Here is a 24,139-nt window from a genome sequence, read left to right as displayed (position 1 = left end):
AAGGTGTTGGCGGGCCTGTTCGTAGGCAGTAGCAGGCCCGCTCTCCTCTCAGTGAATTCCTTAACAGCATAGGGTCCGGGGTGATTCTTAGGAACAGGTGGCACCTCGTCACACCGCCAGCACCAGGCGTGGTTGGTCTTGCCAAGTATTTACAGAGGAAAAGTCGCAGCTATCTATCGGTCCTTGTTGCGAGAGACCTTCTTGCAACGTTGCTTGTCCTGGCGCTGCTATCGACGATGGGTGGCGCGAACGCGTTGCCAGAGGTGATTGGGCAGGGCGTTGATGGTCCGGGCCTTGATGACTCTCCCGCTGAATATGCGATTCTGAATGGGCCGGCCGGAATGGCGTTCGATGGGCGTGGAAACCTTTTCTTTGCCGACCACTTTAACCACAGGGTTTGTCGAGTTGATGCGATAACCGGGACTGTGTCGACAGTCGCTGGTGATGGGCAGCAGGGATTTTCCGGGGATGGTGGCAGCGCGCTCGAGGCTAGATTGAATGGGCCTTTCGATGTGGCCATTGGCGGAAATTACCTATTCATCTCGGATAGCTATAATCATCGCGTCAGGGCCGTTAATTTACTCGATGGCACTATCAGCACGGTGGCTGGGTCTGGCGAAACAGCTTCAGATCGGCGTGCGGGAGCAGGTCTGGAGGTTAGCCTTAAGCATCCCAAGTCAATCGCATATATGCCTGGCGGCAGACTGATTATCGGCGACTCAATCCGTGGTTCCCTGCTAGCTTTGCAGATCAATGCTGGTATGGTGCGCCCGGTGTTACTGCCTTCTCCCGCGGCGTCCTTATCGCCCATGACAAGAGCCAGGCGCCTCAGCCACTATTCATCGTATGAGCTAGCGGCAGCGCCAGGTGGAGCGCTGTATGTAAGTGATTACGACGCCTCCGTGGTTTATCGATTGGGGGTTTCCGAAAGTGACAGTGTTATTTGGCTGGATGCCAGCCGACGCTTTGAAGGCCGGCCGATACGAGGGCCCATGGGGGTTGCTGTTGGGCCAGATGGTGAAGTGCATGTTGTAGATTCAGGTAACTCTAGGCTTCTAACTTTTGACCAGAGCAGTCGCGAACCGCTCGCCGTCATGGCCTATGCTGACGCTGCAACCAATAGCCTGGAAACGAAATCCAGTCCGTCTCATTTAGCCGTCTCTGGTGACGGTGATCTCTGGCAGGCTCACTTCCTGAATGGGCGTCTTGATAGGATGGGCACGACCAGGCACATGCCATCGCCAGCAAAACGACAATCTGACGTTCAAGCGCTCGCCAGTTTGATCTTCTCTCCACTGGAATTGCCAGTATCACAAGATGCGGGTAAAAAAAGCCGAATAAGGCTCGGGCAAAGGCTTTTCCATGATCCAAGGCTATCTGCGTCTAATCAGGTGTCCTGCGCTACCTGCCATGATGTGACAGGGCGTTATGGTGTGGACAACAAGACGCTGCCGGTTGGTAATAATGGTGAGATTGGTGTCTTCAATACTCCTACGGTGTTTAATGCTGCACTTAGTGATCATTTGATGTTTGACGGCAGCGCAGTATCCCTGAAGTCGCAGGCAAAAAGGGTGTTGGTCAATTTTCGCGAGATGGGAAATTCAGATGGTGATGCAATTGCGGCTGAATTGAGGCAGATCGCAGGCTACTTGGAGTTGTTCGCGAAAGCTTTTTCTGAAGGTGAAGAAGAGACTTTAACGTTCGACAACATAGCGGTAGCACTAGCTGAGTATCAGGAAACGCTGATAACCCCTTCGCCTTTCGATAGATTCCTTAAGGGTGACTCTTCGGCGCTGTCTGCCGAAGCGACTGCTGGGCTGCTACTGTTCATGGAGCAAGGATGTGCAGGGTGCCACTCCGGAGCTGTGCTGGGCGGCAGACTGTTGAGTACCAAAAATCCGATGCTTCGGCTTCGACGAAATCTGGCAAACAACCTTGGTAGAACAGCGCGGGTGAGGGTGCCGCAGCTGCGAAATGTAACGCGTACGCAGCCATACTTGCACCGGGGTTCAGCAGAGACTATCGAGGCGGCCATACAGCAGCAACATCGTCTCTACACTATCGACTACTATGCATACGCCAGATCACCTAGTATGGGTGACGAGAACATGAGGCAGCTGATTGCCTTTCTTCAGAGTTTGCAGGGGCGTCCCTCGGATTCGCGCACCACAGTGCCGCCTCTGATTCATGCGGCTGCGAATTGAATGATGGAAAGTGAGCGCATGGAGCGCCGGTCCGCTGAACCTCTCGCGCCCCCCACCTTCTCGGTTTAACCAAGGGCCCATAGGTAGGTAGTATATACGATGGCCACAGAAAACGAACTCAGAAGTATCGTGCACCGATATTTCGATTGCTGGAATCGCCACGCGGCAACAGACGCTGCTGAATTCTTCTGCGAGGATGGCATCCTATATGACGGCTATCTCAAGGAGTCCTTCCGGGGCGCAGTCATTAAAGAATATATTGAGAGCACACTGGATGAAGTGCCTAACCTCAAGTTTGAAATTGTCGATGAACTCTACAGCCCGGCAGAGAATCGCTGTGTGCTTCAGGTGCTGTCAACTTGGATCAACGCCGGTGACAGCGCTACATGTGCTGTCGAAAGCGCAGAGTTTTTTGAGATAGAGAATGGTCGAATAAAGTCTGAGAAGTCTTTCTACCAGTGGCGGTCAGCTGACTCACTGACTGATCAAGACCGAGCGCTGATTACGAGATATATACAATCCTGGAATGACTATGACGCAGCGGAGGTTAGTGACTGCTTTACTGAGAATGGAATCTATGAAGATGCCGTTACAAAGCAGCGTTATTTTGGCAAGGAACTACCGGTCTATATTCAATCCTGTTTAAGGGAAGGCACCGATTTGCGCTATGAGCTACTCGATGATGCCTCCAGGATCTCAGACAGGCGCGTGCTAATTCAAACGCTCACCAGCGGCTTTGATAAGCCAGATGGACGATACTTCGAGCAAGAGAGTATTGAGATCCTTGACATCGAAGACGGGAGAATATTATCCACCAAGGTCTTTTACGAAGACATTGTGCTGGACGCATACACTGCCGATCAGGTCGATCTTGCGGCTAGTTATATCCAGTGTTGGAGCCAGCGTGACACGAGCGCTTTGCTTGCCAAGCTTACAGACAATGCAGTGTTTGAAGACGCCGTCTCGGGCGAAAAGATGGGTTTTGATGCCCTGGCTGGGTACTGCGATAAGGTGTATGCGCGTGTGCCCGATTTAGTGGTCGAACATGTTAGCGATATTTCGCTTACGGCAGCCGACAGCATCGTGTTTAGAGTTGTAAGTCGAGGTCACTGTGGGATAGAAAGACCTTTTTCAGTCGACTGCATGATTGTCCTCAAGATCACCGGCGAGAAAATAAATGCCGTGCAGGTTTTTTATGAGAACGTTGATGAGCAGGAGGTCAGAGAAAAGCAGGCGCCTGCGGTAAGAGTTGGCGTCGATGTCTCGTCGGCGATGAGACGTAAGTACCAGAGGTCGGGCTTGTCTGATGCTGACAAAAATCTTTACAAAGTTCGACTTTCTTCAGTAATGCACGACCAGAAGATTTTTAAGGATAATGATCTGTCTCTGCCTAAGCTGGCCTCATTTATCGGCATCTCGAGTAATCATTTGTCTCAGTTGATAAATAGTGAATTCGGCGTCAACTTCTTTGACTTTGTTAATCGTATGAGAATCGAAGAGTCAAAAGTTTTGCTTAGAGACGAACAATGCAAAGACACCATACTCAAGATCGCGATAGAAGTGGGTTTCAATTCCACATCAACTTTCTACTCTGCGTTCAAGAAGTTTACGGGGGAAAGCCCGATCAAATATCGAAAGCACGCGTCGCAGGGCCTCAAGGCGGTGTTACCTATTGATCGGCAAAAGCCAATTAGAGAATCTGGAACGCGCTGACGGTAAATGCCTCGCCAGGTAGCGCTCAGTTATCGCCACATAGAAGGAGAATGATTTTTGCTAATGCGCTCATCGGCGTAGACGCAGACCCGGGTAAGCAGTGAATTTTCCCGAAGCGCGGGAAGTCTGAGCCGATTGGGAAGGCGTATACATCGTATATTTTCTAGCCCGATCAGTAGCCAGGGGAACAGCATGTCCAGAAACGTTATCTCTGCCGCCGTTATCGCGGGCCTTGTAGGTCTGTGGATGGCCGCTGGCACTTTTACGGTGGAAGAGACAGCGACTGCGCAGGCGTCCAACCCCACATTGGCGGGTAGCACAGTGCCGGCGGGCGGACTCAGCCGCGTTCGAGTCAATGTCATTGCCGCCGAGTTCCGCGCGCGCAATGTGATATTGCGCGGCAAAACCGAGGCCAAGCGCATGGTTGATGTGAAGGCAGAAGTTGCCGGTGGTGTCGTGGCGCGGCCGGTGGAACGGGGTATGAAGGTGGCGGCGGGTGATCTGCTTTGCGAACTGGCCCTCGATGATCGAGGCGTCGCCGTTCAGGAGGCACAAGCCGCTCTGGAGACGGCGCGTATCGAGCTCCAGGGCAGTCGCAAGCTGCGCGATGATGGGCTGTTGTCAGAGGTCGCGACAGCGGATGCCCAGGCGCGCAAGGAGAGTGCCCTCGCGCACCTCCATCGACAGAAGCTCAATCTGGCGAGGACTCGGATCACGGCGCCCTTTGACGGATTGGTCGAAGATCTGCACCTGAACGTGGGCGACTATGCCGTGCCCGGGGAAACCTGTGTGCGGCTTATCGAGCTTGACCCGATGCTGGTCCGCGCCGATGTCACAGAGAGTGAGGTCGAGAATCTGGCCGTGGGACAGGATGTGACAGGGATAAGCCTGGCCGGTCGGCGCATCGCTGGCCAATTATCGTTCGTTGGCACGCAGAGCGACTCTGTGACCCGGACGTATCCGGTGGAAGTTACCGTCGACAACAGGGACTACAGCATCCGCTCTGGCCTGACAGTGACGATGAGCATCGGCGTCGAGAAAGTACCGGCCCACCTGGTGGCTTCTTCGCTCCTCAGTCTGGACGACACGGGAGCGCTGGGGTTGCGTACCATTGACGATTCCAACCGAGTTGTCTTCAGCCCGGTGGATATTCTGGAGGACGGCTTTGGCGGCGTCTGGGTCACTGGCCTGCCGGACAAGGTGAACTTGATTACCGTGGGCCAGGAGTACGTGGCGCCGGGAGATATTGTAGACCCCGTCTTCGTCAGCAAGTCCGGTGACCAGGTCGCGCTTCGATGAGAGGCTTCATCGCAACTGCTTTCAGCAGGACGCGAACCACACTGTCCCTGTTGGCAGTTCTGATAGTTGCCGGAGTTCTGGCACGGGCAGCGTTGCCGATTGCTAATGACCCGCATGTGGAGTTGCCATTTTTCTACGTCGGCGTAATCCACGAGGGGATTTCTCCCGAGGATGCCGAACGCTTGCTGGTTCAGCCGATGGAGGCGGAGTTGCGCAAACTCGAAGGTGTTGTGGAGCTGCAATCCACCGCCGCCGAGGGAATGGCCTCTTTCTTTGTTGAGTTCGATGTATCCTACGACCTCGATATCGCTGTGGCGGACGTCCGGGAAGCCGTAGATCGGGCAAAAGCCGAGCTGCCTACAACCGCAGAAGAACCCTTTGTGGAGGAGCTCACTGCGGACGATTTCCCGATGCTGACGATCAACCTGTTGGGAGACAGGTCGGCAGAGCGCGTCGTTTACGCTGCGGCCCTGACGCTGCAGGATGATATCGAGTCAATTCCTTCGGTGCTGAGTGCAGACATGCTGGGCCACCGCGAGGAAGTGCTCGAGGTGGTGATCAATCCCGACGCGCTTCATGCCTACCAAATATCCGCCGAAAGCCTGCTGGCCACGCTGCAGCGCAACAACCGATTGATCCCCGCGGGCAATGTTGACATGGATGCTGGTCGCTTTGCTGTGAAGGTGCCGGCCGTCGTGGAGCGCGCGGAGGACCTGCGCGACCTGCCGGTGCTGGCAGCGGACGACACCGTGGTCACCCTACGGGACGTGGCCACGATCAGCCGAACGTTCAAGGACCGTGAGGGTTATGCCCGGTACAACGGACAGGACACGATATCGATTGCGGTAACCAAGCGCGCCAACGCCAATGTTATCGACAGCGTCGATCAGGTCCTGCAGGTGGTGAAGGCTGCGCGGTCAAGACTGCCCGCCGGGATCGAGTTGGTGGTATCACAGAACCAGGCAGAGTTCGCCTCGCTGCAAGTGCGCGAGCTCGAGGGCAACATCCTTACAGCACTGGTCCTTGTCATGGTGTTGGTGGTGGCCGTCATGGGCCTGCGCGGCGGGCTCGTCGTGGGCCTTGGCATCCCGTTTTCACTGCTCTTCTCGGTGACAGTTATCTACCTTTTGGGCTACACGTTCAACTTCATGGTCATGTTCGGCATGTTGTTAGGGCTGGGGATGCTAATCGATGGCGGTATCGTGGTCACTGAATACGCCAATCGGAAAATGCATGAGGGCATGGAACACAAGGCTGCCTACGCAGAATCTGTGAAACGCATGTTCTGGCCGGTCACGGCGTCAACCGCTACGACTCTGGCTGCATTTCTTCCTATGCTGTTCTGGCCCGGGGTGTCCGGTCAGTTTATGGGTTACCTGCCGACGACTGTATTCTCTGTCCTGGTCGGGTCCCTGCTTTATGCGCTGTTGTTCGGCCCGGTCCTGGGCTCGCTACTTGGCGGTTCGAAGTCAACCTATAACAGTGGGGCGGCGACCCAGGCGTTGCTGGAGAACGGCGACCCGGCGACCTTGGATGGCCTGACCGGTAAATTCGCGCGGTTGCTGAAGTTCGTTTGCAATCGTCCCATCGCAACACTGGCGGTATCGTTCAGCCTGCTGGGTAGCGTTTTCTGGGCGTATGGCAAATTCGGTGTCGGCACGATCTTTTTCTCCGACTCTGATCCACAGTTTATCAACGTGGCAGTTCTCGGCCGTGGCAACTTGTCTGCCAGCGAGGTGAACCAACTGGTGTTGGAGGCGGAGCAGGAGATCCTCCAGGTGCCGGGTATCCGCTTTGTAAATACGCAGACAATGCTGCCCGGCTCTGGCGTCCGCGAGTACGGCGCCACGTCGGACAGGATCGGATCGATATTTCTCGAGCTGTTCCCCGAATCCCAGCGCGCGATCAAGGGCAACGAGGTGATGCGCCAGATCCGGGAGAGGACATCGCACCTCGCCGGTATCCATATCGAGATCAGGCCGTTGGAGAAAGGACCACCCGTCGGCAAACCTATCCAGATTGAGTTCACTTCAAGAGAACGAGAATTACTCGAGCCCGCCATGGCGCGTGTGCGTGCCCACCTCGACACTATGCCTGGACTGGTCGATATCGATGATAGTGCGGCATTGCCTTCCATCGAGTGGCGGGTCGAGGTCGATCGAACCCGCGCCGCCTTGTACGGTGCTGACGTCTCCTCCGCAGGTCTTGCGGTGCAACTGGTCACGAATGGCGTCAAGATCGGTGAATATCGGCCGGACGATGCGGATGACGCGGTCGATATTAGGGTGCGCTATCCCGGCGCCGAGCGCGGAATCAGTGCGATGGAGACCCTCCGAGTCAGTACCGACAGTGGGATGGTGCCGTTGAGCAACTTCGTGTCTGTGCAGCCGGGTCCGGGAGTGGATTCCCTGAAACGCATCGACGGCGTTCCGATGGAGCTTATCCGGGCTGACGTCAATGATGGCGTGATGGCGGATGCGATGGTGCGTGAGATTGATCAGTGGTTGCAGCAGCAGGATTTCGATGCCGGGCTGGTAATTCGATTCCGCGGCGCCAACGAGGAACAGGCGGATTCCATGGCGTTCGTGGCCACCGCGTTCAGTCTGGCGCTGGCACTGATGTTTATCCTGCTTGTTACCCAGTTCAACAGCTTCTATCAGAGCACGTTGATACTGCTCGCGGTTGTCATGTCGACCGCTGGTGTTCTGCTTGGGTTACTTGTTCTTGCCAAGCCTTTCAGTGCGCTGCTGACCGGCGTTGGCATCCTCGCTCTCGCGGGTATTGTGGTGAACAACAACATTATCCTGATTGATACCTTTAACCACCTGCGTCACCAAAACCCGGAGTTGGACCCTCGCAGTGTCATCGTTAGAGCGACGGCACAGCGCATGCGCCCCGTGCTCCTGACCACAGTGACAACGGTGTGTGGACTCCTGCCCCTGGCCTTTGGTCTTTCTATCGATCTGGTATCGCAGACCGTGACCCACAATGGCGAGCTGGCAATGTTCTGGTCGCCGCTGTCGCAGGCGATCGTGTTTGGATTGTCATTTGCTACAGCCCTGACCCTGGTTGCTACACCTGCCATGCTCGCACTTCCTTACGCGCTGAGGGAAAGCTGGGGCAGTGTGCGCAGGCGGTGGTCGCGGGGCGACGTGTTGGTAGAAAGCTTGGTACGAAAGCGCGCACAAACGTGACCCTTTGACCGGGAGAGAGTGGCAGCGGATTTCGCCAGTCCTGGCTTTATACCCTATAGTTATTAATGCTGGGTCATCCGGGGGTGCATCGAATGAATCGAATATTATGCGGGCTGGCGATGTTGCTGACTGTGGCGGCCTGCAGTGTGAGCAGTATCAATGTGCCCGCTATCAGTAGCGGCAGTGAACGCCTTGCGGGGAAGGTGATCTGGCACGAGTTGTTAACCGATACGCCAGTGGATACCGAGCGCTTCTATGCGGAACTACTCGGGTGGGAATTTCGTTCATTGCCGCACGCCAACCTCAACTACCGCATGATTTACAATGAAGGGCGGCCTGTAGGCGGCCTTATCGATCAAACACAATTGCCCACCTCGGCAGATATTTCCCAGTGGGTGTCCCTGCTCTCCGTCTATGACATTGCAGCCGCCACGGACGCTGTGACCAGCGGCGGAGGCACCGTCTACACGCCACCTACTTCGTTGGGCGACCGCGGTGAGATTGCAGTTGTCGCCGACAACCAGGGTGTGCTGTTTGCGTTATTGCAAACGCAATCCGGTGATCCGGCCGATGGTGAAGATATACGCCCCGGTGATTTCCTGTGGGATGAGCTATGGGCCGAAGATGCCAGTGCGGCTGCAGCATTCTACAAGCGGCTCGCTACCCTGAGCGTAAGCTCGACCGAGCTGGACCCCGAGGGTGCCCGCGTCGACTATAAGGTACTTTCCAGCCAGGGCCAGCGCCGTTTCGGCATCCGTACCAACCCCGTGGCTGAACTGCCCTCGCTATGGCTGCAGTATCTTCGAATTACCGACAAGGCGAAGCTAGAGGAGGTAGTCGCGAGAGTGGATTCACTGGGGGGCAAGGTGCTGTTGCCAGTCACCGAGCGCCCTTCACAGGGACATATGGCTATTATTGCCGGGCCGTCGGGGGCGGGGATTGGACTGCAGACCTGGGATGACAAGAATACATCGGGGGGAGGCGACGCATGAAAAAGGTACTAAACAGGTTCGGTGCTGCGGCGCTGACTAAAGCGCTGGTCGCCAGCGCACTCTTTCTCTCCATGGGGTCGTTGAGTGGGTGCTCAGATCCTCAGGTTTATGGCAGTGTAGGTATCTCCAGTGGCTATAGCTCCTGGGGAGGCCGAGGCTACGGAAGCGGTATTCACACCAGTATTTCCGTGGGCGGGCGCATTCGATAGGCGTTCCATGTGCCGTTAATCATGTAGGAGCCCCATGATCAAGAACTGGTTGCGGATACAGGACAAAGTACTGAGTGAAACACGCATCTTCACGCTGATGGAGGTGCTCGAGCGTTCTCCCTACAACTCGAGAGAGCACACGTTCTGTGTAATCGACAGTCCCGATTGGGTCAACCTGGTTCCTATAACAGATCAGGGAGAGCTCGTGATGATCAGGCAATATCGGCATGGGAGCCAGCAAGTCACCCTTGAAATCCCCGGGGGGATGATTGACGTGGGTGAAGAGCCTGTCGCTGCTGCCATACGCGAGTGTCGAGAGGAGACCGGGCACATTGTCGATCAAGTCACCTCGCTTGGCGTCCTCAATCCCAACCCAGCGCTGTTTGGCAACAAGCTCCATACGTTTTATGGTCATGTCACTGATGTCGACGACAAAGTCCATGTCAGTGAGACCGAGAGAACAGAAGTGGAATTGGTTCGCATCTCCGACGTGCGCAGATATCTGTTGGACGGAACCATTGATCACGCACTGGTCTGCGCCACCCTCTGGCGGTTTCTAGACCAGGGGAGCGGGGAATAGCGAGTCACTCGCTGTGATTCGATCAAGAGACCCATTGGCCCCATGATCCGGGCATTGATCAACGGGATGTATGGGTTGCTTGTCCTCAGAGGTCGCGCTCATCCAGCATTCATCAAAGATCGAGCAGTAGCAATAGTAAAAAGCAGCGGCGCGACTGTAGATAACTTCCTGCAATTTCAGGGCAAGCTCCTTTTCGTCTGTCTGAAGTACCGTTATCGATTCACCCGGCGCCAGGACCCGACGGCTCACGTTGAACTTGCCGTACTCAATTCCCACCCGGGGCTCGCGGCCCAATACTGTTTCGGTCAATGATTACCAGTCGGTCATGGCTTTGTCGTCGAGCGTGATGAGCATGGACTGCATGCGCGCAGGGCCGACACCGACGTTATCCATGGTCAGGGCGAATTCTGCCGCGTCTTCATTGCTGGAGTAATTAATCGTGTACTGCACTTACGGCCAGACGGAGGCGGCTGTTTGCTGGCGAACTGCCTGTGATTCGTTTAGTGCGGCGTGAAGTGCGGCGGCACCGGTAAAGAAGCCGGCCAGCGACAGGGTCGTCTGCCAGAAGGTGAGTCGTAAGAACGTCCTTTCAATCTGGGCGATCGTGCTGGTGCAGGTTTCTGGCCGTCCCGCCGAGCGCCATGCCGCCATGACCTGGGCCCAGCGCCTAAAACGCGTGTTCAGTACCGACATCGAGGTCTGTGGCCGCTGCGGTGGTTCTGTCAGGGTCATCGCCAGCATTGAGGACCAGGATGTCATCGGTCGAATACTGACTCACCTGCGCCAGTAAAGAACAGGAAACACCGACTCGGCTATTGCTGGTGCCATCGACCAGAGCGCCACCTGGGACGCTGCCTATTTCCGCTGGGAAGGATTCCAGCATCAATATCGATTCCCACTGCCGTAATTTCATCCATCGTCATGCTGTCTTCCCGGGCGTTCACCAGCACGAGGTCACCCACACTTTCACGGATCGCAACCAGCCATAGGCGCTACAAGCCGGTCACTCACCGTCGTAGACCAGCAGGATTTGTTCAGCCGCCGAGCTAGGCCTTGCACGCTTGTTGGCGGAGCTCCCTGTAGGCGAGCGCCGCGGAAAGAACTTCGCCCGGGTCCTGGGGCGGTGCCCAGGAGAGGACTTGAACCTCCACGCCCTTGCGAGCACTAGCACCTGAAGCTAGTCGTTATCTGAGCGGACAACTTCTAGCGGCATACGCTGTTCCGAGTTTTCCTCGCCGGTTTCTTCCGCGGGAGGCAGTTCAATCGCTTCCAGCTTTTCCAGTTCAATATCGGCGTGAATGGGCTCCAGGTCCACCAGCTGCTTGCTGGCTTTGCTGGACAGTTGCCGGAACCGTTCAATCTTACCGTGCAAACCCTGTTGGCCGGCCAGACCCTTAATCGTCTGGTTGTAGTGGTTGTTGGCCGACTGCAGCGTTTTGCCCAGCTTTTGCATACGTTCGGCGACCAGGCAGACCTGGTTATAGATTTCTCCTGCCTTGGTACTGATCTCTCGGGCTTCGCGGTTGCTCTGGTCGATCATCCACAGGTTGGCCACGGTGCGCAAAATCGGCATTAGCGTGGTGTGGGAGACCATGATGACCTGCTGTTGATAGCCGTAGTTGAAGAGATCGCGGTTATGTTTCATGGCCTCGATGTAGGCTGGCTCCACCGGCATGAACATCAATACAAAGTCAGGGCTGTCCAGCCCCGGAAGATTGGCGTAATCCTTCGAAGACAAATCATCGATGTGGTTGCGTACCGCCCGTGCGTGCGCTTCCAGTGCCTGGGCCCGCTCCTCCTCACTCTCGGCGGCGATGGCCCGGTCGTAATCTACCAGCGAAACCTTGCTGTCGATGACCAGGCTTTTACTGTCTGGCAGTTTGATTACAAAGTCAGGCAGGCGCCGCTTGCCCTCGCCATCGGTAAAGCTGGACTGGGTCTCGAAGTGATCGCCCTGGATGAGGCCTGCCAGTTCCAGAGTGCGTTGCAGCTGCGCCTCGCCCCAGTTGCCGGCGGTTTTCTTGTCGCCTTTTAGGGCGGTGGCCAGGTTGGTGGCCTGGGAATTCATCTCCAGACCGATTTCCAGCACCTTTTTGATCTCGGCTTCCAGAGCAGTCTGCCCTTTTACCGATTCGGTATGCACCTCGTTTACCCGGGTTTCAAACTTATTGATCTGATCGCGGAACGGTTTGAGCAACGACTCCAGGGATTCGCGATTGGTGGCGGTGAAGTTCTTGCCTTTGTCTTCGAAAATCTTCTGCGCAAGGCTTTGGAATTCCAGCTTCAGATTGTCGCGGGCGTCGTTGAGCAATTTGATCTGCTCGTCGTGTTGGCTGTCGCGCTCTTCTTGTTGGGTTTTCACTCGGGTGTAGTCGTGTTGCAGGGATTGGTAGCGCTGGTTAAGCGTTTCGAGTTCGCCCTGAGCAGACTCCCAGCGCGCGACGCGCTCGGCCAATTGGCCGCGTACCTGCTCCAGCTCGACACTTTGGCCGGTGGCGCGCTGGGTAGTTTGGCTCAGCTCTGCCTGCAGCTCATCCAGTTGCTCGCGATGGCTGTTGCGCAATCGTTCCGCGGCGCTCTGGCCCCGCAATAGTCCGATGACAAGGCCGATGGCGATGCCACCGACCGCGGAAGCCGCGGCAATAATCAGCAGCTGTTGATCAATCTGTTCCATTGTTCCCCTTCTTTATAAGTGAAGAGTGTAAAGCAAAGAAGGGTTGGGGGTTAGCGGGGCGCGGCAGTCCTGTCGCCAATTCAGGCGGACAGGATGGCGTCGATAGCGCTGGCGAGGTCGTCGTAAATCGGAATGTCGGCCGGGGCGTCAATAGCGACGTCGGGGCTGGCGAGCTGTTGGCGGGTCTTCTCGCCCTTGCCGGTGGTCACCAGTGCCGGGCGGCAACCGTGAGCGCGGCCTGCCTGCAGGTCCTTGAGGCTGTCGCCAATAAACCAGGCGCCACTGGCGCTCTGCCCAAGCTCTGCTTCCATGGCCTTGAGCAGCCCGGTACCCGGCTTGCGACAATCACAGCCTTCGTTGGGCAGGTGGGGGCAGTAGAAGATACCGGCGATGGAGCCGCCCTGTTCTTCGACAAGCTGGCACAGGTGCTGGTGAATTTCTTCCAGGGTGTCGAGGGTAAAGTAGCCACGGCTCAGTCCGGACTGGTTGGTGGCAATGGCCACCTGCAGGCCCGCCTGGCAGGCCCTGGCAATGGCCTCGATGCTGCCGGGGATGGGCTGCCAGTCCTGCAGCGACCGGATGTAGTCATCACTGTCGTGATTAACAACGCCATCGCGGTCGAGTACAAGCAGAGACATAGCGCTTACTTTGCGACAACCAGTTGCGAAATGTCGGCTACATCCAGGAACAGGTCGCGCAGCGACTTGAGCAGGTTGAGGCGGTTATTGCGCAGGGCCTCATCCTCGGCGTTCACCATGACACCGTCAAAGAAGGCGTCTACAGGTTCACGCAGTACGGCCAGGCTGGCCAGTGCTTCACTGTACTTGTCATCGCTGATCAGCTCGCGCGCAGTGCCTTCCAGCCTGCCAAGCTCGGCGGCCAGGGCCTGTTCCGGTGGCTCCGTGAGCAGGTCTTCGTCGATTGCGCCGAAGCTGTGGTCGGCATCCAGCTTACCCAGGATATTCGACACCCGTTTGTTCGCCGCCGCGAGGGCAGCAGCTTCGGGCAGCTGGCTGAACGCGTGTACGGCGTGTACCCGGCGCTGAATATCCAGTGGCTTGCTGAGGTTGCGCGCGCTAACGGCCTTGAACACTTCAACCGGAATGCTCTCTTCCTCATACCAGGCGCGGAAGCGTTCAATCATGTAATCCAGCACCTGTTCCGTGGTGCCTTCGGCAATCACACTGTCGGGATAACCGGCAGCTGCCAGGGTCAGGCATTCGCGCAGGTCCAGATCGAAATTCTTCTCGACGATAATCCGCAGCACAGCTAATGACGCGCGGCGTAGTGCAAAGGGATCCTTCGAGCCTGTGGGCGGCTGGCCGATACCAAAGATACCCACCAGGGTGTCGAGGCGGTCAGCCAGTCCGAGTGCGCAGGCCGTGGCCGTTTCGGGCAGGCGGTCGCCGGCAAACTTTGGCCAGTACTGTTGTGCCAGCGCCGAGGCTACATCGGCGGCCTCGCCATCGTGGGCCGCATAGTAGGAACCGGCGATGCCCTGCATGTCCGAGAATTCCAGAACCATTTCGGTCACCAGGTCGGTCTTGCTCAGCAGGGCCGCGCGTTCGGCCTGATCGCGGGGAGCGCCAATCTGCTCGGCGAGGGCGCCGGCCAGGGCCTGCACGCGTCGCGATTTGTCTGCCACCGTGCCCAGCTTGTTCTGGAAGACAATATTCTCGAGCTTCTCGAGGCGGCTTTCCAGTGTGTTCTTCTTATCCGTTTCGAAGAAGAAGGCAGCGTCGGCCAGGCGCGGACGAATGACTCGTTCGTTGCCTGCGATCACCTGTACCGGGTCGTTGCTCTCGATATTGGACAGGGTAATGAAGTTGGGTTTGAGCGCCCCGTCGGCGTCGACCAGATGGAAGTACTTCTGGTGCTCTTTCATGGAGGACACGAGCGCTTCGGCGGGCACTTCCAGGAAGCGTTCTTCGAAGGAGCCGGTGAGCGCCACCGGCCATTCCACCAGTCCTGTTACTTCATCCAGCAGGTCGGGGTCGATCACCGCAGTGGCGTTGAGCGCACTGGCTTCAACTTCTACCTGATCGCGAATCATTTGCTGGCGCTCGTCGAAGTTGGCGACCACGTAGGCAGCCTTCAGTGTGTCCACGTAGTCTTCCGGCCGCGCCAGGGTGATGTCGCCGCTGGAATGGAAGCGGTGGCCGCGGGTGACATTGCCTGTTGGCAAGCCCAGCACCTCGCCGTGATCGGCGTTGTCGCCCAGCATGGCGACGATCCAGTGCACAGGGCGCACGAATTCGACCCGGCTGGCGCCCCAGCGCATGCGCTTGGGAATCGGCAGGGCGGCGATGGACTCATTGATAATGTCGTTCAGACAGGATGAGGTCTCAATACCGGGCTCGGTTTTACGCAGGCCCAGGCGCACGCCTTTGGGCGTGTCGATTTCCGCCAGTGCCTCGGGTTCAACGCCCTGCTTGCGCGCAAAGCCAGCGGCCGCTGGCGTCCAGTTGCCGTCGGCGTCTTTGGCGCGGTCGGCTGGCGGTCCCAGCAGTTCGATGTCTTTGTCAGCACCCTTTGTCTGCACCCTGTCGATCAGTACCGCGAGGCGGCGGGGTGATGCAAACCACTGTACTTCGCCGTGTTCCAACTCGCGCTGGGCCAGCCCCATCACGATGCCGTCGCGAAATGCCAGCCCCAGGGATTTCAGTGCTTTAGGCGGCAGCTCTTCGGTGCCGAGCTCTATCAGCAGCGTCTCGGTAGTCATGCGCTTGCCTCCGCTTCAATACGATCGAGCACTTCCTTGCGAATGCCCTCCTCCGCCATGGGAAAGCCCAGGGCTGCACGGGCATCGAAATAGGCCTGGGCCACTTCCCGGGCGAGGGTCCGCACCCGCAGAATGAAGCGCTGGCGCTCGGTCACCGAAATGGCGTGGCGCGCATCCAGCAGGTTGAAGGTGTGGGATGCTTTCATGACCATTTCATAGGCAGGCAGCGGCAGGCTTTTCTCAACCAGCCGCAGCGCTTCTTTCTCACAGTGGTCGAAAAAGCCGAACAGTTGCTCGACGTCTGCTTCTTCGAAGTTATAGCGCGACATTTCCACTTCGTTCTGGTGGAACACATCGCCGTAAGTGACTTTGCCCGCAGGCCCGTCGGCCCACACCAGATCGTAAATGCTGTTAACGCCCTGCAGGTACATGGCGATGCGCTCAATACCGTAGGTAATTTCGCCGGTGACCGGGTAGCACTCAATACCGCCGGCCTGCTGGAAATAGGTGAACTGGGTCACTTCCATGCCGTTGAGCCAGACTTCCCAGCCAAGCCCCCAGGCGCCGAGGGTGGGCGATTCCCAGTTGTCTTCCACAAAGCGGATGTCGTGGATCGCGGTGTCGACGCCCAGGGCCGCCAGCGATTCCAGATACAGTTGCTGGAATTCGGCGGGCGATGGCTTCATGACGACCTGAAACTGGTAGTAGTGCTGCAGGCGGTTGGGGTTTTCACCGTAGCGGCCGTCGGTGGGGCGGCGGCTGGGCTGCACATAGGCGGCGTTCCAGCTTTCGGGGCCCACGGCGCGCAGGAAGGTTGCGGGGTGGAATGTACCTGCGCCAACTTCCATGTCCAGCGGCTGCAGGACGACGCAGCCCTGGTCGGCCCAGAACTGCTGCAGGTTCAAGATAATCTCTTGAAATGTAGGGATTTTTTCAGGCTGATTTGCCACGGGAATACCTGTGAGCGGGTGTCAAAAAGCCGGCTATTATACAGCCTCTTTTGTCGGCATAATACGCGCTTTGCCCGAAAGTGAAATTCTCCCATGAATGGCATTAAAGTGGCCCTGGTGAAACTGCTGCTGCACTTCTGTGCGCTGTTGCCCCTTGCCTGGGCGCGAGCTCTTGGCCGGTTGGCAGTATCGCTGTACTGGCCCTTTGGCGGCCGCAGCCGCAAAGTGACCGAGCGCAATATCGAACTCGCCTTCCCCGATCTCACCGCATCTGAACAGCAGGCGATGGCGCTGGCCAGCCTGCGCGAAACCGGTGCCCTGGCAGCGGAAATGGGCCATGTCTGGTTGCGCCCCTGGAACTATGTGCAGGGCTTGATGGTCAGTGTGGAGGGCGATGCGTTGATAACCGATGCCCAGGCACAGGGCCGCGGGGTAATTGTACTGGCCCCGCACCTGGGCAACTGGGAGATGATAGGCCTGCATGCGGGGACCCTGGGTAGCATGGTGTCGCTGTATGAACCGCCCAAATTGGAAGCGATTGGGCCGATGATTGAGAACGCCCGCCAGCGGGCCGGCGCCACGCTGGTGCCCACCGACAGTCGCGGCCTCGTGAAACTGTTGCGCAGCGTAAAGGGCGGCAAAATCTCCGGCATTCTTCCCGATCAGGCCCCGCGAGATCTGGCCTCCGGGGAGAATATTTCTTTTATGGGAATTGAGTGCTTCACGCCGACGCTCGCCAACAACATGATTCGGCGCACGGGGGCGCTGGCGGTATTTGGATTTGCCGAGCGAGTGCCAGGCGGATTTGCGCTGCGCTACTTCGCCGCAGAAGACGCCATCTACGATGAGGACAATGCCATTTCTCTGGCCGCGCTTAATCGGGGTGTCGAGAAATGCCTGCGCCACTGCGACACGCAGTACCAGTGGGAATACAAACGATTCCGGGTGCGGCCGAAGAACGGCCCCGGGGTATACGACGATTTATAGCAGCCTTCCAGGCAGCTGACAGGAACAACCATGTTTTACGGAAAACTGATTGGCGGTGTACTCGGCCTTCTGGTGCTGGGACCGCTAGGGCTGTTGATCGGCCTGTTCGTGGGCCACTTGTTCGACAAGGGCCTGTGGCAAACCCTGCGCTTTGCATCGCCTGAAAATATTGCCCGCATCAAGCAGAGCTTTTTCGAGTCCACTTTCCTGTTGTCCGGATACATGGCCAAAGCGGACGGCCATATCTCCCAGCAGGAAATCGATCACACGGAAATGGTGATCTCGCAAATGGGCCTGTCTGCGGAGCAGCGCAAGCGGGCGATTGAACTGTTTCGCGAGGGATCGGCTGCCAACTTTCAGCCCGAGCCCGTGATATCACGCTTTCTTGAAGCCACCGGTGGTCAGCAGCAGCTCAAGCAGACGCTGCTTTTCTTCCAGATTTCACTGGCCATGGCAGACCAGGCACTGGACGATGCCGAGCGCGATGCACTCAACCGCATTGCCACGCTGCTGGGGTTCACCCGCGCCCAGTTGGAGCAGATGTTGCGCATGGCCCAGGCGCAGGGTCACTTCCATGGGCACGGCGGTGCTGCGGGCCCCGAGCCCGGTACTACCCTGGAAGACGCCTACGAGGCGCTGGGTGTTAGCAAGGACGTGGACGACAAGAGCCTCAAGCGTGCCTATCGCAAACTGATGAGCGAAAACCACCCTGACAAACTGATCGCCCAGGGCGTGCCGGAAGACATGGTGAAAATGGCCACCGAAAAGTCGCAGGATATTCAGGCGGCCTACGAAATGATCAAGAAATCGCGCGGCATGAAATAAGCGCGCCAGCGCAGACTTAGACCCGCCAGAACATCGGGGTGAATAACACCAGCAGGGTAAAGACCTCAAGGCGGCCCAGCAGCATGGTAAAACACAGAATGGCTTTGGCGGTATCGGAAATCGACGAGTAGTTGGCCGCCACCTCACCCAGGCCCGGCCCCAGATTGTTTATGGCCGCTGCCACCGCTGAAAACGCGGTGGTAAAGTCCAGCCCGGTCGCCATTAACAGCAGCATGATGATAATAAAGCTCGTTGTGTATACCGCGAAGAAGCTCCATACCGCACTGACCACAGACGCTTCTACCCGACGCCTGCCGACCTTGAGCGGAATAATCGCATTGGGGTGAATCAGCTGTTTCATCTCGCGCACGCCCTGCTTGTAGATCAGCATGATGCGCATGGCCTTCATGCCACCGCCGGTTGAGCCTACACAGCCCCCCATAAACGAGAACATCAGCAGCATGACCGGCAAGAAGGAAGGCCAGTGGGCGAAGTCCTGGGTGGCGAAGCCGGTGGTGGTGGTAATGGAGATCGCCTGGAAAATGCCGTGGACAACGGCATCCGATGCAACCAGGACTTCACTGATAATCAGATAGGCGCAGGTGATTGCGACACAGATCAACAGTACGGCGGAGAAAAACCGGGTCTCGGAGTCCTTGCGGTAGGGGGCGATATTGCGGCGCCGCCAGAAGATAAAGTGCAGTCCGAAATTAATCGCTGAGATATACATAAACAGGCTGCATATCATCAGAATGGTATTACTCTCGAAGTAGCCCATGCTGGCGTCGTGGGTCGAAAAGCCACCAATGGCCACGGTGGACAGGGCGTGCGCGATGGCGTCGAACGCGGTCATACCGGCAGCCCAGTAACACACCGCGCAAACAATGGTCAGCGACACGTAAACAATGGCCAGCGCTTTGGCGGTTTCGGTAATGCGCGGCGTCAGCTTGCTGTCTTTGGAAGGCCCGGGTGTCTCAGCCTTGTAAAGCTGCATGCCACCAATGCCGAGCATCGGCAGTACTGCCACCGCCACCACGATAATCCCGATGCCGCCCATCCACTGCAGGAGCTGACGATAAATCAGAATTGACTGCGGCAGTGTATCCAGGCCGACGATAACCGTTGCACCGGTGGTGGTCAGGCCGGAAATAGATTCGAAAATCGCTTCGGTGGTACTCAGATGCAGGCTGTCGGTCAGTGCAAAGGGCAGCGCACCGAACAGGCCCAGTACGCTCCAGAACAGGGAGGTGATGAGAAAGCCATCGCGAATACGCAGCTCGTGTCGGGCGTTCATTACCGGGACCCAGATGGCGAGCCCGGCAAAAAAGGTGATCGACAGTGCCATCAGGAACCCGGTGGCAGTGTTGTCGTCGCTCAGTAGTGCCAGTAGCAATGGCACCAGCATGGTGCTCGAAAACAGCATGAGCAAAATGCCGAGAATGCGCATTGAGACCGAGAGGTGCATTCAGAAGAACCCGAAACCCACGGCAAACAATTTCTCTATCGCACTGATTTTGCGCCGGTCTACGAGGAATAGAATCACGTGGTCGTCCGTCTCGACTACCATGTGGCCATGGGCGATGAGCACTTCTTCGCCACGAACAATGGCGCCAATGGTTACGCCTTCCGGGAGCGGGATCTCGTCGAGGCGTCGACCTACCACTTTGCTCGAGTAGGCGTCGCCGTGGGCGGTGACTTCGATCGCTTCTGCGGCGCCGCGGCGCAGCGAATGCACGTTGCTGATGTCGCCGCGCCGCACATGTGTCAGCAGGCTGCCAATGGTGATCTGCTGGGGTGAAATCGCGATGTCGATTTCATCGCCCACCAGTTCGGCATAGGCGGCATTGGTAATCAGGGTGATGACTTTTTTGGCGCCCATACGCTTGGCCAGCATTGACATCATGATATTGGATTCGTCGTTGTTGGTGAGTGCGCAGAACACGTCGGTGGCTTCGATATTTTCCTGGTACAACAGCTGTGGCTCGGATGCGCTGCCGTTGAGCACAATGGTGTGCTTGAGTCGTTCCGATAACACCTTACAGCGGTCGTAGGATTGCTCGATGACCTTGACCTGATACTGGTCCTCGATGGACAGGGCCAGGGTGGCACCGATGTTGCCGCCGCCAGCAATCATCACCCGTTTGTAGGGTTTGTCGACTTTGCGCATCTCGGCCATGACTGCCCGAATATTTTCCCGGGCGGCAATGAAGAAGACTTCGTCGTCCGCCTCTACGACCGTCGTCCCCTCGGGCATGATGGCGCGGTCCTGGCGGAAGATCGCCGCCACCCGGGTGTCCACCTTGGGCATGTGGTTGCGAATTTCCTGCAACTCCTGACCGACGATTGGGCCACCGTGGTAAGCGCGCACCGCGACCAACTGCACTTTGCCCTCGGCAAAATCCAGCACCTGCAGCGCGCCGGGGTTGGCGATAAGCTGGCGAATATTCTTGGTGACCAGCTGTTCGGGGCCGATGATGACATCTACAGGGACGTGATCGCGGTTGAACAACTGGTCCTGGTGCGCGAGGTAATTGGGAGAGCGTACCCGGGAAATCTTGGTGGGCGTGTTGAACAGGGAGTGGGCGACCTGGCAGGCCATCATATTGATTTCGTCGGAGTTGGTGACGGCAATCAGCATGTCGGCATCTTCGGCGCCGGCTTTATACAGGGTGTTGGGGTGTGATGCGCCGCCGGTGACGGTGCCGATGTCAAGCCGGTCCTGCAGCGCGCGCAGTTTTCCGCTGTCAGTGTCGACGACAGTAATGTCGTTCTGTTCGTTGGCGAGGTGCTCGGCAAGCGTACCGCCAACCTGGCCTGCACCGAGAATAATAATTTTCATGTCGCGGACGGGGCCCCCCTGAATACGGGGAACAATAAAGAAAAGGGTCGCACAATGTAAGAGCCGCAAATGGCAATTTGCACATCAGGGCAGTGCGCGCCTGGTCAGCTTTTTTGCAGCAGCGTGTAGTAAAGCCCGTCGGGGCCGCCGGGGCTGGGTAGCAACTGGCGACCGTGCTGGGTGGGTTGCCCCCAGTCAACCGCAGGCGCTGCGGCGCTGGCGTCGCTGTGTCTCGCGAGAAACCGCGACACTGTGGCATCGTTTTCGCCACTCATAATGGAACAGGTGGCGTATACCAGCGTGCCCCCCTGACGCAGCAGTGGCCACAGCCCGTCCAGAATGTCTGATTGCTGTTCGCTGAAGCCGTCGATGTCCGTGGTGCGGCGCAGCGACTTCACGTCTGGGTGGCGGCGGATAACACCGGTGGCGGAACAGGGCGCGTCAACCAGAATGCGGTCAAAGGCCTGCTCGCCCAGGTTGGACGGTGGCTGGCGGCCGTCGCCCTCCAGCAGTTCGGCGCCCAGCTCTAATCGTTCGAGGTTTTCCTGAATACGCTGCAGGCGCAACGGGTCAACGTCCATGGCGGTGACGTCAGCGGCGGGCTCGAGCTCCAGCAAGTGCCCGGTTTTACCGCCCGGGCGGCACAGGCATCGAGGATGCGCTCGCCGGCGCGCGGCGCCACCAGCACTGCGGCCATTTGCGCTGCCTCGTCCTGGACACTGACATCCCCGAGTCCGAAGCCCGGCAGTTCGGCCACGTCCATGGGCTTGTCGAGGTAGACAGCGGCAGGGCTGTGTGCGCCCGCTCGGGCTGCGATGCCGGCTTTAACCAGCAAGGCGAGATAGTCCTCACGGCTGCCCCGGCTGAGGTTGATGCGCAGGGTCATGGGCGGTTGTTCGTTGTTGGCTGCGATGATGTCACCAGCCTGTTCGGGCCACTCCTGCATGAGCGCGTCGTAAAGCCACTCGGGGTGTGCGTTGGCGGCCGCGGCAGGCAGGGCTGCTACCAGGGTTTCCCGCTCGCGTTGAAAGCGGCGCAAAATAGCGTTGGTCATACCCTTGGCCCAGTTTTTCTTCAGGCCCCGTGTGGCGGCGACCGTTGCGGATACTGCCGCGTGGTCGGGGATACGGGTTTCCTCGAGCTGGTAAAGTCCGCACATCAGCAGTGCGTGCACGTCGCGATCTTTGTCGCGCAGCGGCTTGTCCAGCATCTGCGCCAGCAGGGCTTCGAGGCGGGGGCACTGCGCAGGGTGCCGTAGCAAAGCTGCTGTAACAGGCCGCGATCGCGGGCGCTGATTTTGTCGAGCATGGCGGGGAGCGCCTGGTTCAGAGAGCGCCCTTCCAGTACGTCGGCGAGCACGCGTGCTGCTCCAACCCGGGTATCCATAGCCATTAGTCGTCTGCCTTGGGCAGCTGGAACTGCTTACCCACACTGAGTATGTCGGCGCTGCCGTTCAGAGCCTGCTCTGCATCAAGCGGTTTGCCGCCGGGCAGTTGCAGGCGTTGGATGGCCAGTTGCCCGGCCCCGCAGTTCACCAGTATGCCGTCGCGGCCGGTGCGTAGAATAGTACCTGGAGGCTCAGACAGCGGTGCATTGCCGGCGGGCGTGGCGGACCAGATCTTTATCCGCTGTCCCTCGAGCATACTGAAGCACACCGGGAAGGGGTTGAAGGCGCGAATGGCGAGGTCGAGCTCCGCGGCACTGCGGGTCCAATCGATTTCGGCCTCGAGTTTGAGAATCTTGTGCGCATAATTGGCCAGGGCGTCGTCCTGTCGCTGGGCGCGCGCCTGGTGGCCGGCCAGGTCGGCCAGTACATCAATCAGCAGGGGTGCGCCGCACTCGGCCAGGGCATCGTGCAGACTGGCAGCGGTAGTCTGCGGGCCGATGTCGACGCTGGCGGTAGCCAGCATGGCCCCTGTGTCGAGGCCGGCATCCATTTGCATAATGGTGGTGCCCGTTTTTGTGTCGCCCGCCTCGATCGCCCGCTGAATCGGTGCGGCACCGCGCCAGCGCGGCAGCAGTGAGGCGTGGACGTTAATGCAGCCGAGCCGCGGCGCCTGCAATACCGCCTCGGGCAGGATCAGCCCATAGGCCACCACAACCATTGCATCGGCGCCAAGGTCGGCCAATTGTTGCTGCGCGTCGGCGTCTCTCAAACTGGCTGGCTGGTAGACGGGAATACCCGCTTCTAGCGCCAGCTTCTTGACCGGGCTGGGCTGTAGCTTCTTGCCCCGCCCTGCCGGTCGGTCAGGTTGGGTATACACCGCAATAAGTTGGTGCTCACTGTCAATAAGTGCCCTTAAATGAGCGGCAGAGAAGTCCGGCGTGCCGGCGAAAATCAGTTTCATGGTGGTGTGCTCAAGCCCGGCGGCGCTGGCTTTTCTCCAGTTTGCTGCGAATACGCTTGCGCTTCAGGGGAGACAGGTAGTCGACGAACAGCTTGCCGTCGAGATGATCAATTTCATGCTGCAGGCAGATGGCCAGCAGGCCGTCGAGCTTTTCTTCAAAGCTGTTGCCGTCGCGGTCCAGGGCGCTCACGCGGATTCGCTGTGGTCGATTGACGGTCTCGTAAAAGCCGGGCACGGAGAGGCAGCCCTCGTCGTACTGGCCTAGCTCGGGGTCGAGGACTTCTACTTCTGGGTTGATGAACACCAGCGGCTCGCTCTGGTCCTCGGACAAGTCCATGACCAGAATGCGCTCGTGCACGTTCACCTGGGTCGCGGCCAGGCCGATGCCGGGCGCGTCGTACATGGTGTCCAACATGTTGTCGATCAGCTGCCGGTGGGTATCGGTTACCTCGGCCACCGGTTCAGCGACAGTGCGCAGGCGGGGGTCGGGAAATTCCAGTATGTCGAGTACTGCCATCAAATCTGCTCTTTTCGGGAATTTTCGGATGCAGGCGGGCTGCGGGAATAATAACATTTACACTTGCCACCAACACATAGCGGCAG

21 protein-coding genes and 1 pseudogene are annotated in these 24,139 nt (G+C 58.0%); 10 read left to right on the top strand and 12 right to left on the bottom strand.

Features of this window, described 5'->3' with window-relative positions:
- The first annotated feature begins 128 nt into the window (after positions 1-128).
- The 7 genes from BST95_RS02865 (at position 129) to BST95_RS02840 (ending at position 10,191) form a co-directional block, all read left to right on the top strand.
- Positions 129-2,204: a cytochrome c peroxidase gene (locus BST95_RS02865; protein ID WP_084198087.1), complete on the top strand. Its 2,076-nt coding sequence runs from the start codon at positions 129-131 to the stop codon at positions 2,202-2,204.
- 99 nt (positions 2,205-2,303) lie between these two features.
- Positions 2,304-3,917 (top strand): nuclear transport factor 2 family protein, encoded by a 1,614-nt coding sequence (locus BST95_RS02860; protein ID WP_084198086.1) that lies wholly within the window; start codon positions 2,304-2,306, stop codon positions 3,915-3,917.
- 192 nt (positions 3,918-4,109) lie between these two features.
- On the top strand, positions 4,110-5,216 hold the full coding sequence (locus tag BST95_RS02855; protein ID WP_084198085.1) for an efflux RND transporter periplasmic adaptor subunit: 1,107 nt from the start codon (positions 4,110-4,112) through the stop codon (positions 5,214-5,216).
- Positions 5,213-8,410, top strand: coding sequence for an efflux RND transporter permease subunit (locus BST95_RS02850; RefSeq protein WP_084198084.1), 3,198 nt, complete (start codon positions 5,213-5,215; stop codon positions 8,408-8,410). Before BST95_RS02855 ends, BST95_RS02850 begins: the two co-directional genes overlap by 4 nt.
- Before the next feature lie 92 nt (positions 8,411-8,502).
- Positions 8,503-9,402 carry a VOC family protein gene (locus BST95_RS02845; protein ID WP_229801932.1) on the top strand — a complete coding sequence of 300 codons (900 nt, stop codon included), beginning with the start codon at positions 8,503-8,505 and terminating at the stop codon, positions 9,400-9,402.
- Entirely contained in the window at positions 9,399-9,611 is a 213-nt protein-coding gene (locus BST95_RS19580; RefSeq protein ID WP_146004214.1) for a hypothetical protein, read from the top strand. The genes BST95_RS02845 and BST95_RS19580 overlap by 4 nt, the downstream gene beginning before the upstream one ends.
- Before the next feature lie 34 nt (positions 9,612-9,645).
- Entirely contained in the window at positions 9,646-10,191 is a 546-nt protein-coding gene (locus tag BST95_RS02840; RefSeq protein ID WP_084198083.1) for an NUDIX hydrolase, read from the top strand.
- On the opposite strand, the gene BST95_RS19575 is transcribed toward BST95_RS02840, so the two are convergent.
- The gene (locus BST95_RS19575) at positions 10,168-10,500 is read right to left on the bottom strand and encodes a hypothetical protein (protein ID WP_146004213.1); all 333 of its coding nucleotides are present in this window, start codon (positions 10,498-10,500) and stop codon (positions 10,168-10,170) included. The genes BST95_RS02840 and BST95_RS19575 overlap by 24 nt on opposite strands.
- Before the next feature lie 3 nt (positions 10,501-10,503).
- On the bottom strand, positions 10,504-10,641 hold the full coding sequence (locus tag BST95_RS19570) for a hypothetical protein (RefSeq protein ID WP_157114444.1): 138 nt from the start codon (positions 10,639-10,641) through the stop codon (positions 10,504-10,506).
- Positions 10,642-10,819: 178 nt separating this feature from the next.
- Between BST95_RS19570 and BST95_RS19565 the strand changes: the two are divergent.
- Positions 10,820-10,978: pseudogene (locus BST95_RS19565) on the top strand (IS91 family transposase); the annotation flags it as partial.
- 390 nt (positions 10,979-11,368) lie between these two features.
- Here BST95_RS19565 and BST95_RS02820 read toward each other — a convergent pair.
- The 4 genes from BST95_RS02820 to glyQ all read right to left on the bottom strand — a co-directional run bounded on the left by BST95_RS02820 (position 11,369) and on the right by glyQ (position 16,537).
- The gene (locus tag BST95_RS02820; RefSeq protein WP_084198079.1) at positions 11,369-12,865 is read right to left on the bottom strand and encodes a DNA recombination protein RmuC; all 1,497 of its coding nucleotides are present in this window, start codon (positions 12,863-12,865) and stop codon (positions 11,369-11,371) included.
- A gap of 80 nt (positions 12,866-12,945) precedes the next feature.
- Complete coding sequence (gene gmhB, locus BST95_RS02815; RefSeq protein ID WP_084198078.1) at positions 12,946-13,503, bottom strand: D-glycero-beta-D-manno-heptose 1,7-bisphosphate 7-phosphatase; 558 nt, start codon at positions 13,501-13,503, stop codon at positions 12,946-12,948.
- Between the two features lie 5 nt (positions 13,504-13,508).
- Positions 13,509-15,587 carry a glycine--tRNA ligase subunit beta gene (gene glyS, locus BST95_RS02810; RefSeq protein ID WP_084198077.1) on the bottom strand — a complete coding sequence of 693 codons (2,079 nt, stop codon included), beginning with the start codon at positions 15,585-15,587 and terminating at the stop codon, positions 13,509-13,511.
- The gene (glyQ, locus tag BST95_RS02805) at positions 15,584-16,537 is read right to left on the bottom strand and encodes a glycine--tRNA ligase subunit alpha (RefSeq protein WP_084198076.1); all 954 of its coding nucleotides are present in this window, start codon (positions 16,535-16,537) and stop codon (positions 15,584-15,586) included. Before glyQ ends, glyS begins: the two co-directional genes overlap by 4 nt.
- Before the next feature lie 93 nt (positions 16,538-16,630).
- Between glyQ and BST95_RS02800 the strand changes: the two genes are divergently transcribed.
- Positions 16,631-17,524: a lysophospholipid acyltransferase family protein gene (locus BST95_RS02800; protein WP_084198075.1), complete on the top strand. Its 894-nt coding sequence runs from the start codon at positions 16,631-16,633 to the stop codon at positions 17,522-17,524.
- A gap of 30 nt (positions 17,525-17,554) precedes the next feature.
- Positions 17,555-18,349, top strand: a complete 795-nt coding sequence (gene djlA / locus BST95_RS02795) for a co-chaperone DjlA (protein ID WP_084198074.1) — start codon at positions 17,555-17,557, stop codon at positions 18,347-18,349.
- A 16-nt stretch (positions 18,350-18,365) separates the two neighbouring features.
- Here djlA and BST95_RS02790 read toward each other — a convergent pair whose 3' ends face one another.
- From BST95_RS02790 to def, 6 genes are all read right to left on the bottom strand, one after another.
- On the bottom strand, positions 18,366-19,814 hold the full coding sequence (locus tag BST95_RS02790) for a TrkH family potassium uptake protein (protein WP_066052978.1): 1,449 nt from the start codon (positions 19,812-19,814) through the stop codon (positions 18,366-18,368).
- Positions 19,815-21,188, bottom strand: coding sequence for a Trk system potassium transporter TrkA (gene trkA, locus BST95_RS02785; protein WP_084198073.1), 1,374 nt, complete (start codon positions 21,186-21,188; stop codon positions 19,815-19,817).
- Positions 21,189-21,292: 104 nt separating this feature from the next.
- Complete coding sequence (locus BST95_RS20280; protein WP_240500252.1) at positions 21,293-21,805, bottom strand: 16S rRNA (cytosine(967)-C(5))-methyltransferase; 513 nt, start codon at positions 21,803-21,805, stop codon at positions 21,293-21,295.
- Positions 21,715-22,449 (bottom strand): transcription antitermination factor NusB, encoded by a 735-nt coding sequence (locus BST95_RS20275; RefSeq protein WP_240500251.1) that lies wholly within the window; start codon positions 22,447-22,449, stop codon positions 21,715-21,717. The genes BST95_RS20280 and BST95_RS20275 overlap by 91 nt, the downstream gene beginning before the upstream one ends.
- Before the next feature lie 130 nt (positions 22,450-22,579).
- The gene (gene fmt, locus BST95_RS02775; RefSeq protein ID WP_084198072.1) at positions 22,580-23,536 is read right to left on the bottom strand and encodes a methionyl-tRNA formyltransferase; all 957 of its coding nucleotides are present in this window, start codon (positions 23,534-23,536) and stop codon (positions 22,580-22,582) included.
- 10 nt (positions 23,537-23,546) lie between these two features.
- Positions 23,547-24,053 carry a peptide deformylase gene (def, locus tag BST95_RS02770; protein ID WP_084198071.1) on the bottom strand — a complete coding sequence of 169 codons (507 nt, stop codon included), beginning with the start codon at positions 24,051-24,053 and terminating at the stop codon, positions 23,547-23,549.
- Positions 24,054-24,139 lie beyond the last annotated feature (86 nt).

The sequence above is a fragment of the Halioglobus japonicus genome, from assembly GCF_001983995.1.
GTDB lineage: Bacteria > Pseudomonadota > Gammaproteobacteria > Pseudomonadales > Halieaceae > Halioglobus > Halioglobus japonicus.
The sequence above is the reverse complement of the archived record's forward strand: the minus strand, read 5'-3'. Positions and strand labels throughout refer to the sequence as shown.

Bases quoted from the DNA above. Each gene is read 5' to 3' on its own strand.
- djlA (WP_084198074.1), top strand. From the start codon at position 17,555: ATGTTTTACGGAAAACTGATTGGCGGTGTACTCGGCCTTCTGGTGCTG.
- BST95_RS02860 (WP_084198086.1), top strand. From the start codon at position 2,304: ATGGCCACAGAAAACGAACTCAGAAGTATCGTGCACCGATATTTCGAT.
- trkA (WP_084198073.1), bottom strand. From the start codon at position 21,188: ATGAAAATTATTATTCTCGGTGCAGGCCAGGTTGGCGGTACGCTTGCC.
- def (WP_084198071.1), bottom strand. From the start codon at position 24,053: ATGGCAGTACTCGACATACTGGAATTTCCCGACCCCCGCCTGCGCACT.
- BST95_RS02850 (WP_084198084.1), top strand. From the start codon at position 5,213: ATGAGAGGCTTCATCGCAACTGCTTTCAGCAGGACGCGAACCACACTG.
- BST95_RS02840 (WP_084198083.1), top strand. From the start codon at position 9,646: ATGATCAAGAACTGGTTGCGGATACAGGACAAAGTACTGAGTGAAACA.
- BST95_RS02855 (WP_084198085.1), top strand. From the start codon at position 4,110: ATGTCCAGAAACGTTATCTCTGCCGCCGTTATCGCGGGCCTTGTAGGT.
- BST95_RS19580 (WP_146004214.1), top strand. From the start codon at position 9,399: ATGAAAAAGGTACTAAACAGGTTCGGTGCTGCGGCGCTGACTAAAGCG.
- fmt (WP_084198072.1), bottom strand. From the start codon at position 23,536: ATGAAACTGATTTTCGCCGGCACGCCGGACTTCTCTGCCGCTCATTTA.
- BST95_RS02845 (WP_229801932.1), top strand. From the start codon at position 8,503: ATGAATCGAATATTATGCGGGCTGGCGATGTTGCTGACTGTGGCGGCC.
- gmhB (WP_084198078.1), bottom strand. From the start codon at position 13,503: ATGTCTCTGCTTGTACTCGACCGCGATGGCGTTGTTAATCACGACAGT.
- glyS (WP_084198077.1), bottom strand. From the start codon at position 15,587: ATGACTACCGAGACGCTGCTGATAGAGCTCGGCACCGAAGAGCTGCCG.
- BST95_RS02790 (WP_066052978.1), bottom strand. From the start codon at position 19,814: ATGCACCTCTCGGTCTCAATGCGCATTCTCGGCATTTTGCTCATGCTG.
- BST95_RS02800 (WP_084198075.1), top strand. From the start codon at position 16,631: ATGAATGGCATTAAAGTGGCCCTGGTGAAACTGCTGCTGCACTTCTGT.
- BST95_RS02820 (WP_084198079.1), bottom strand. From the start codon at position 12,865: ATGGAACAGATTGATCAACAGCTGCTGATTATTGCCGCGGCTTCCGCG.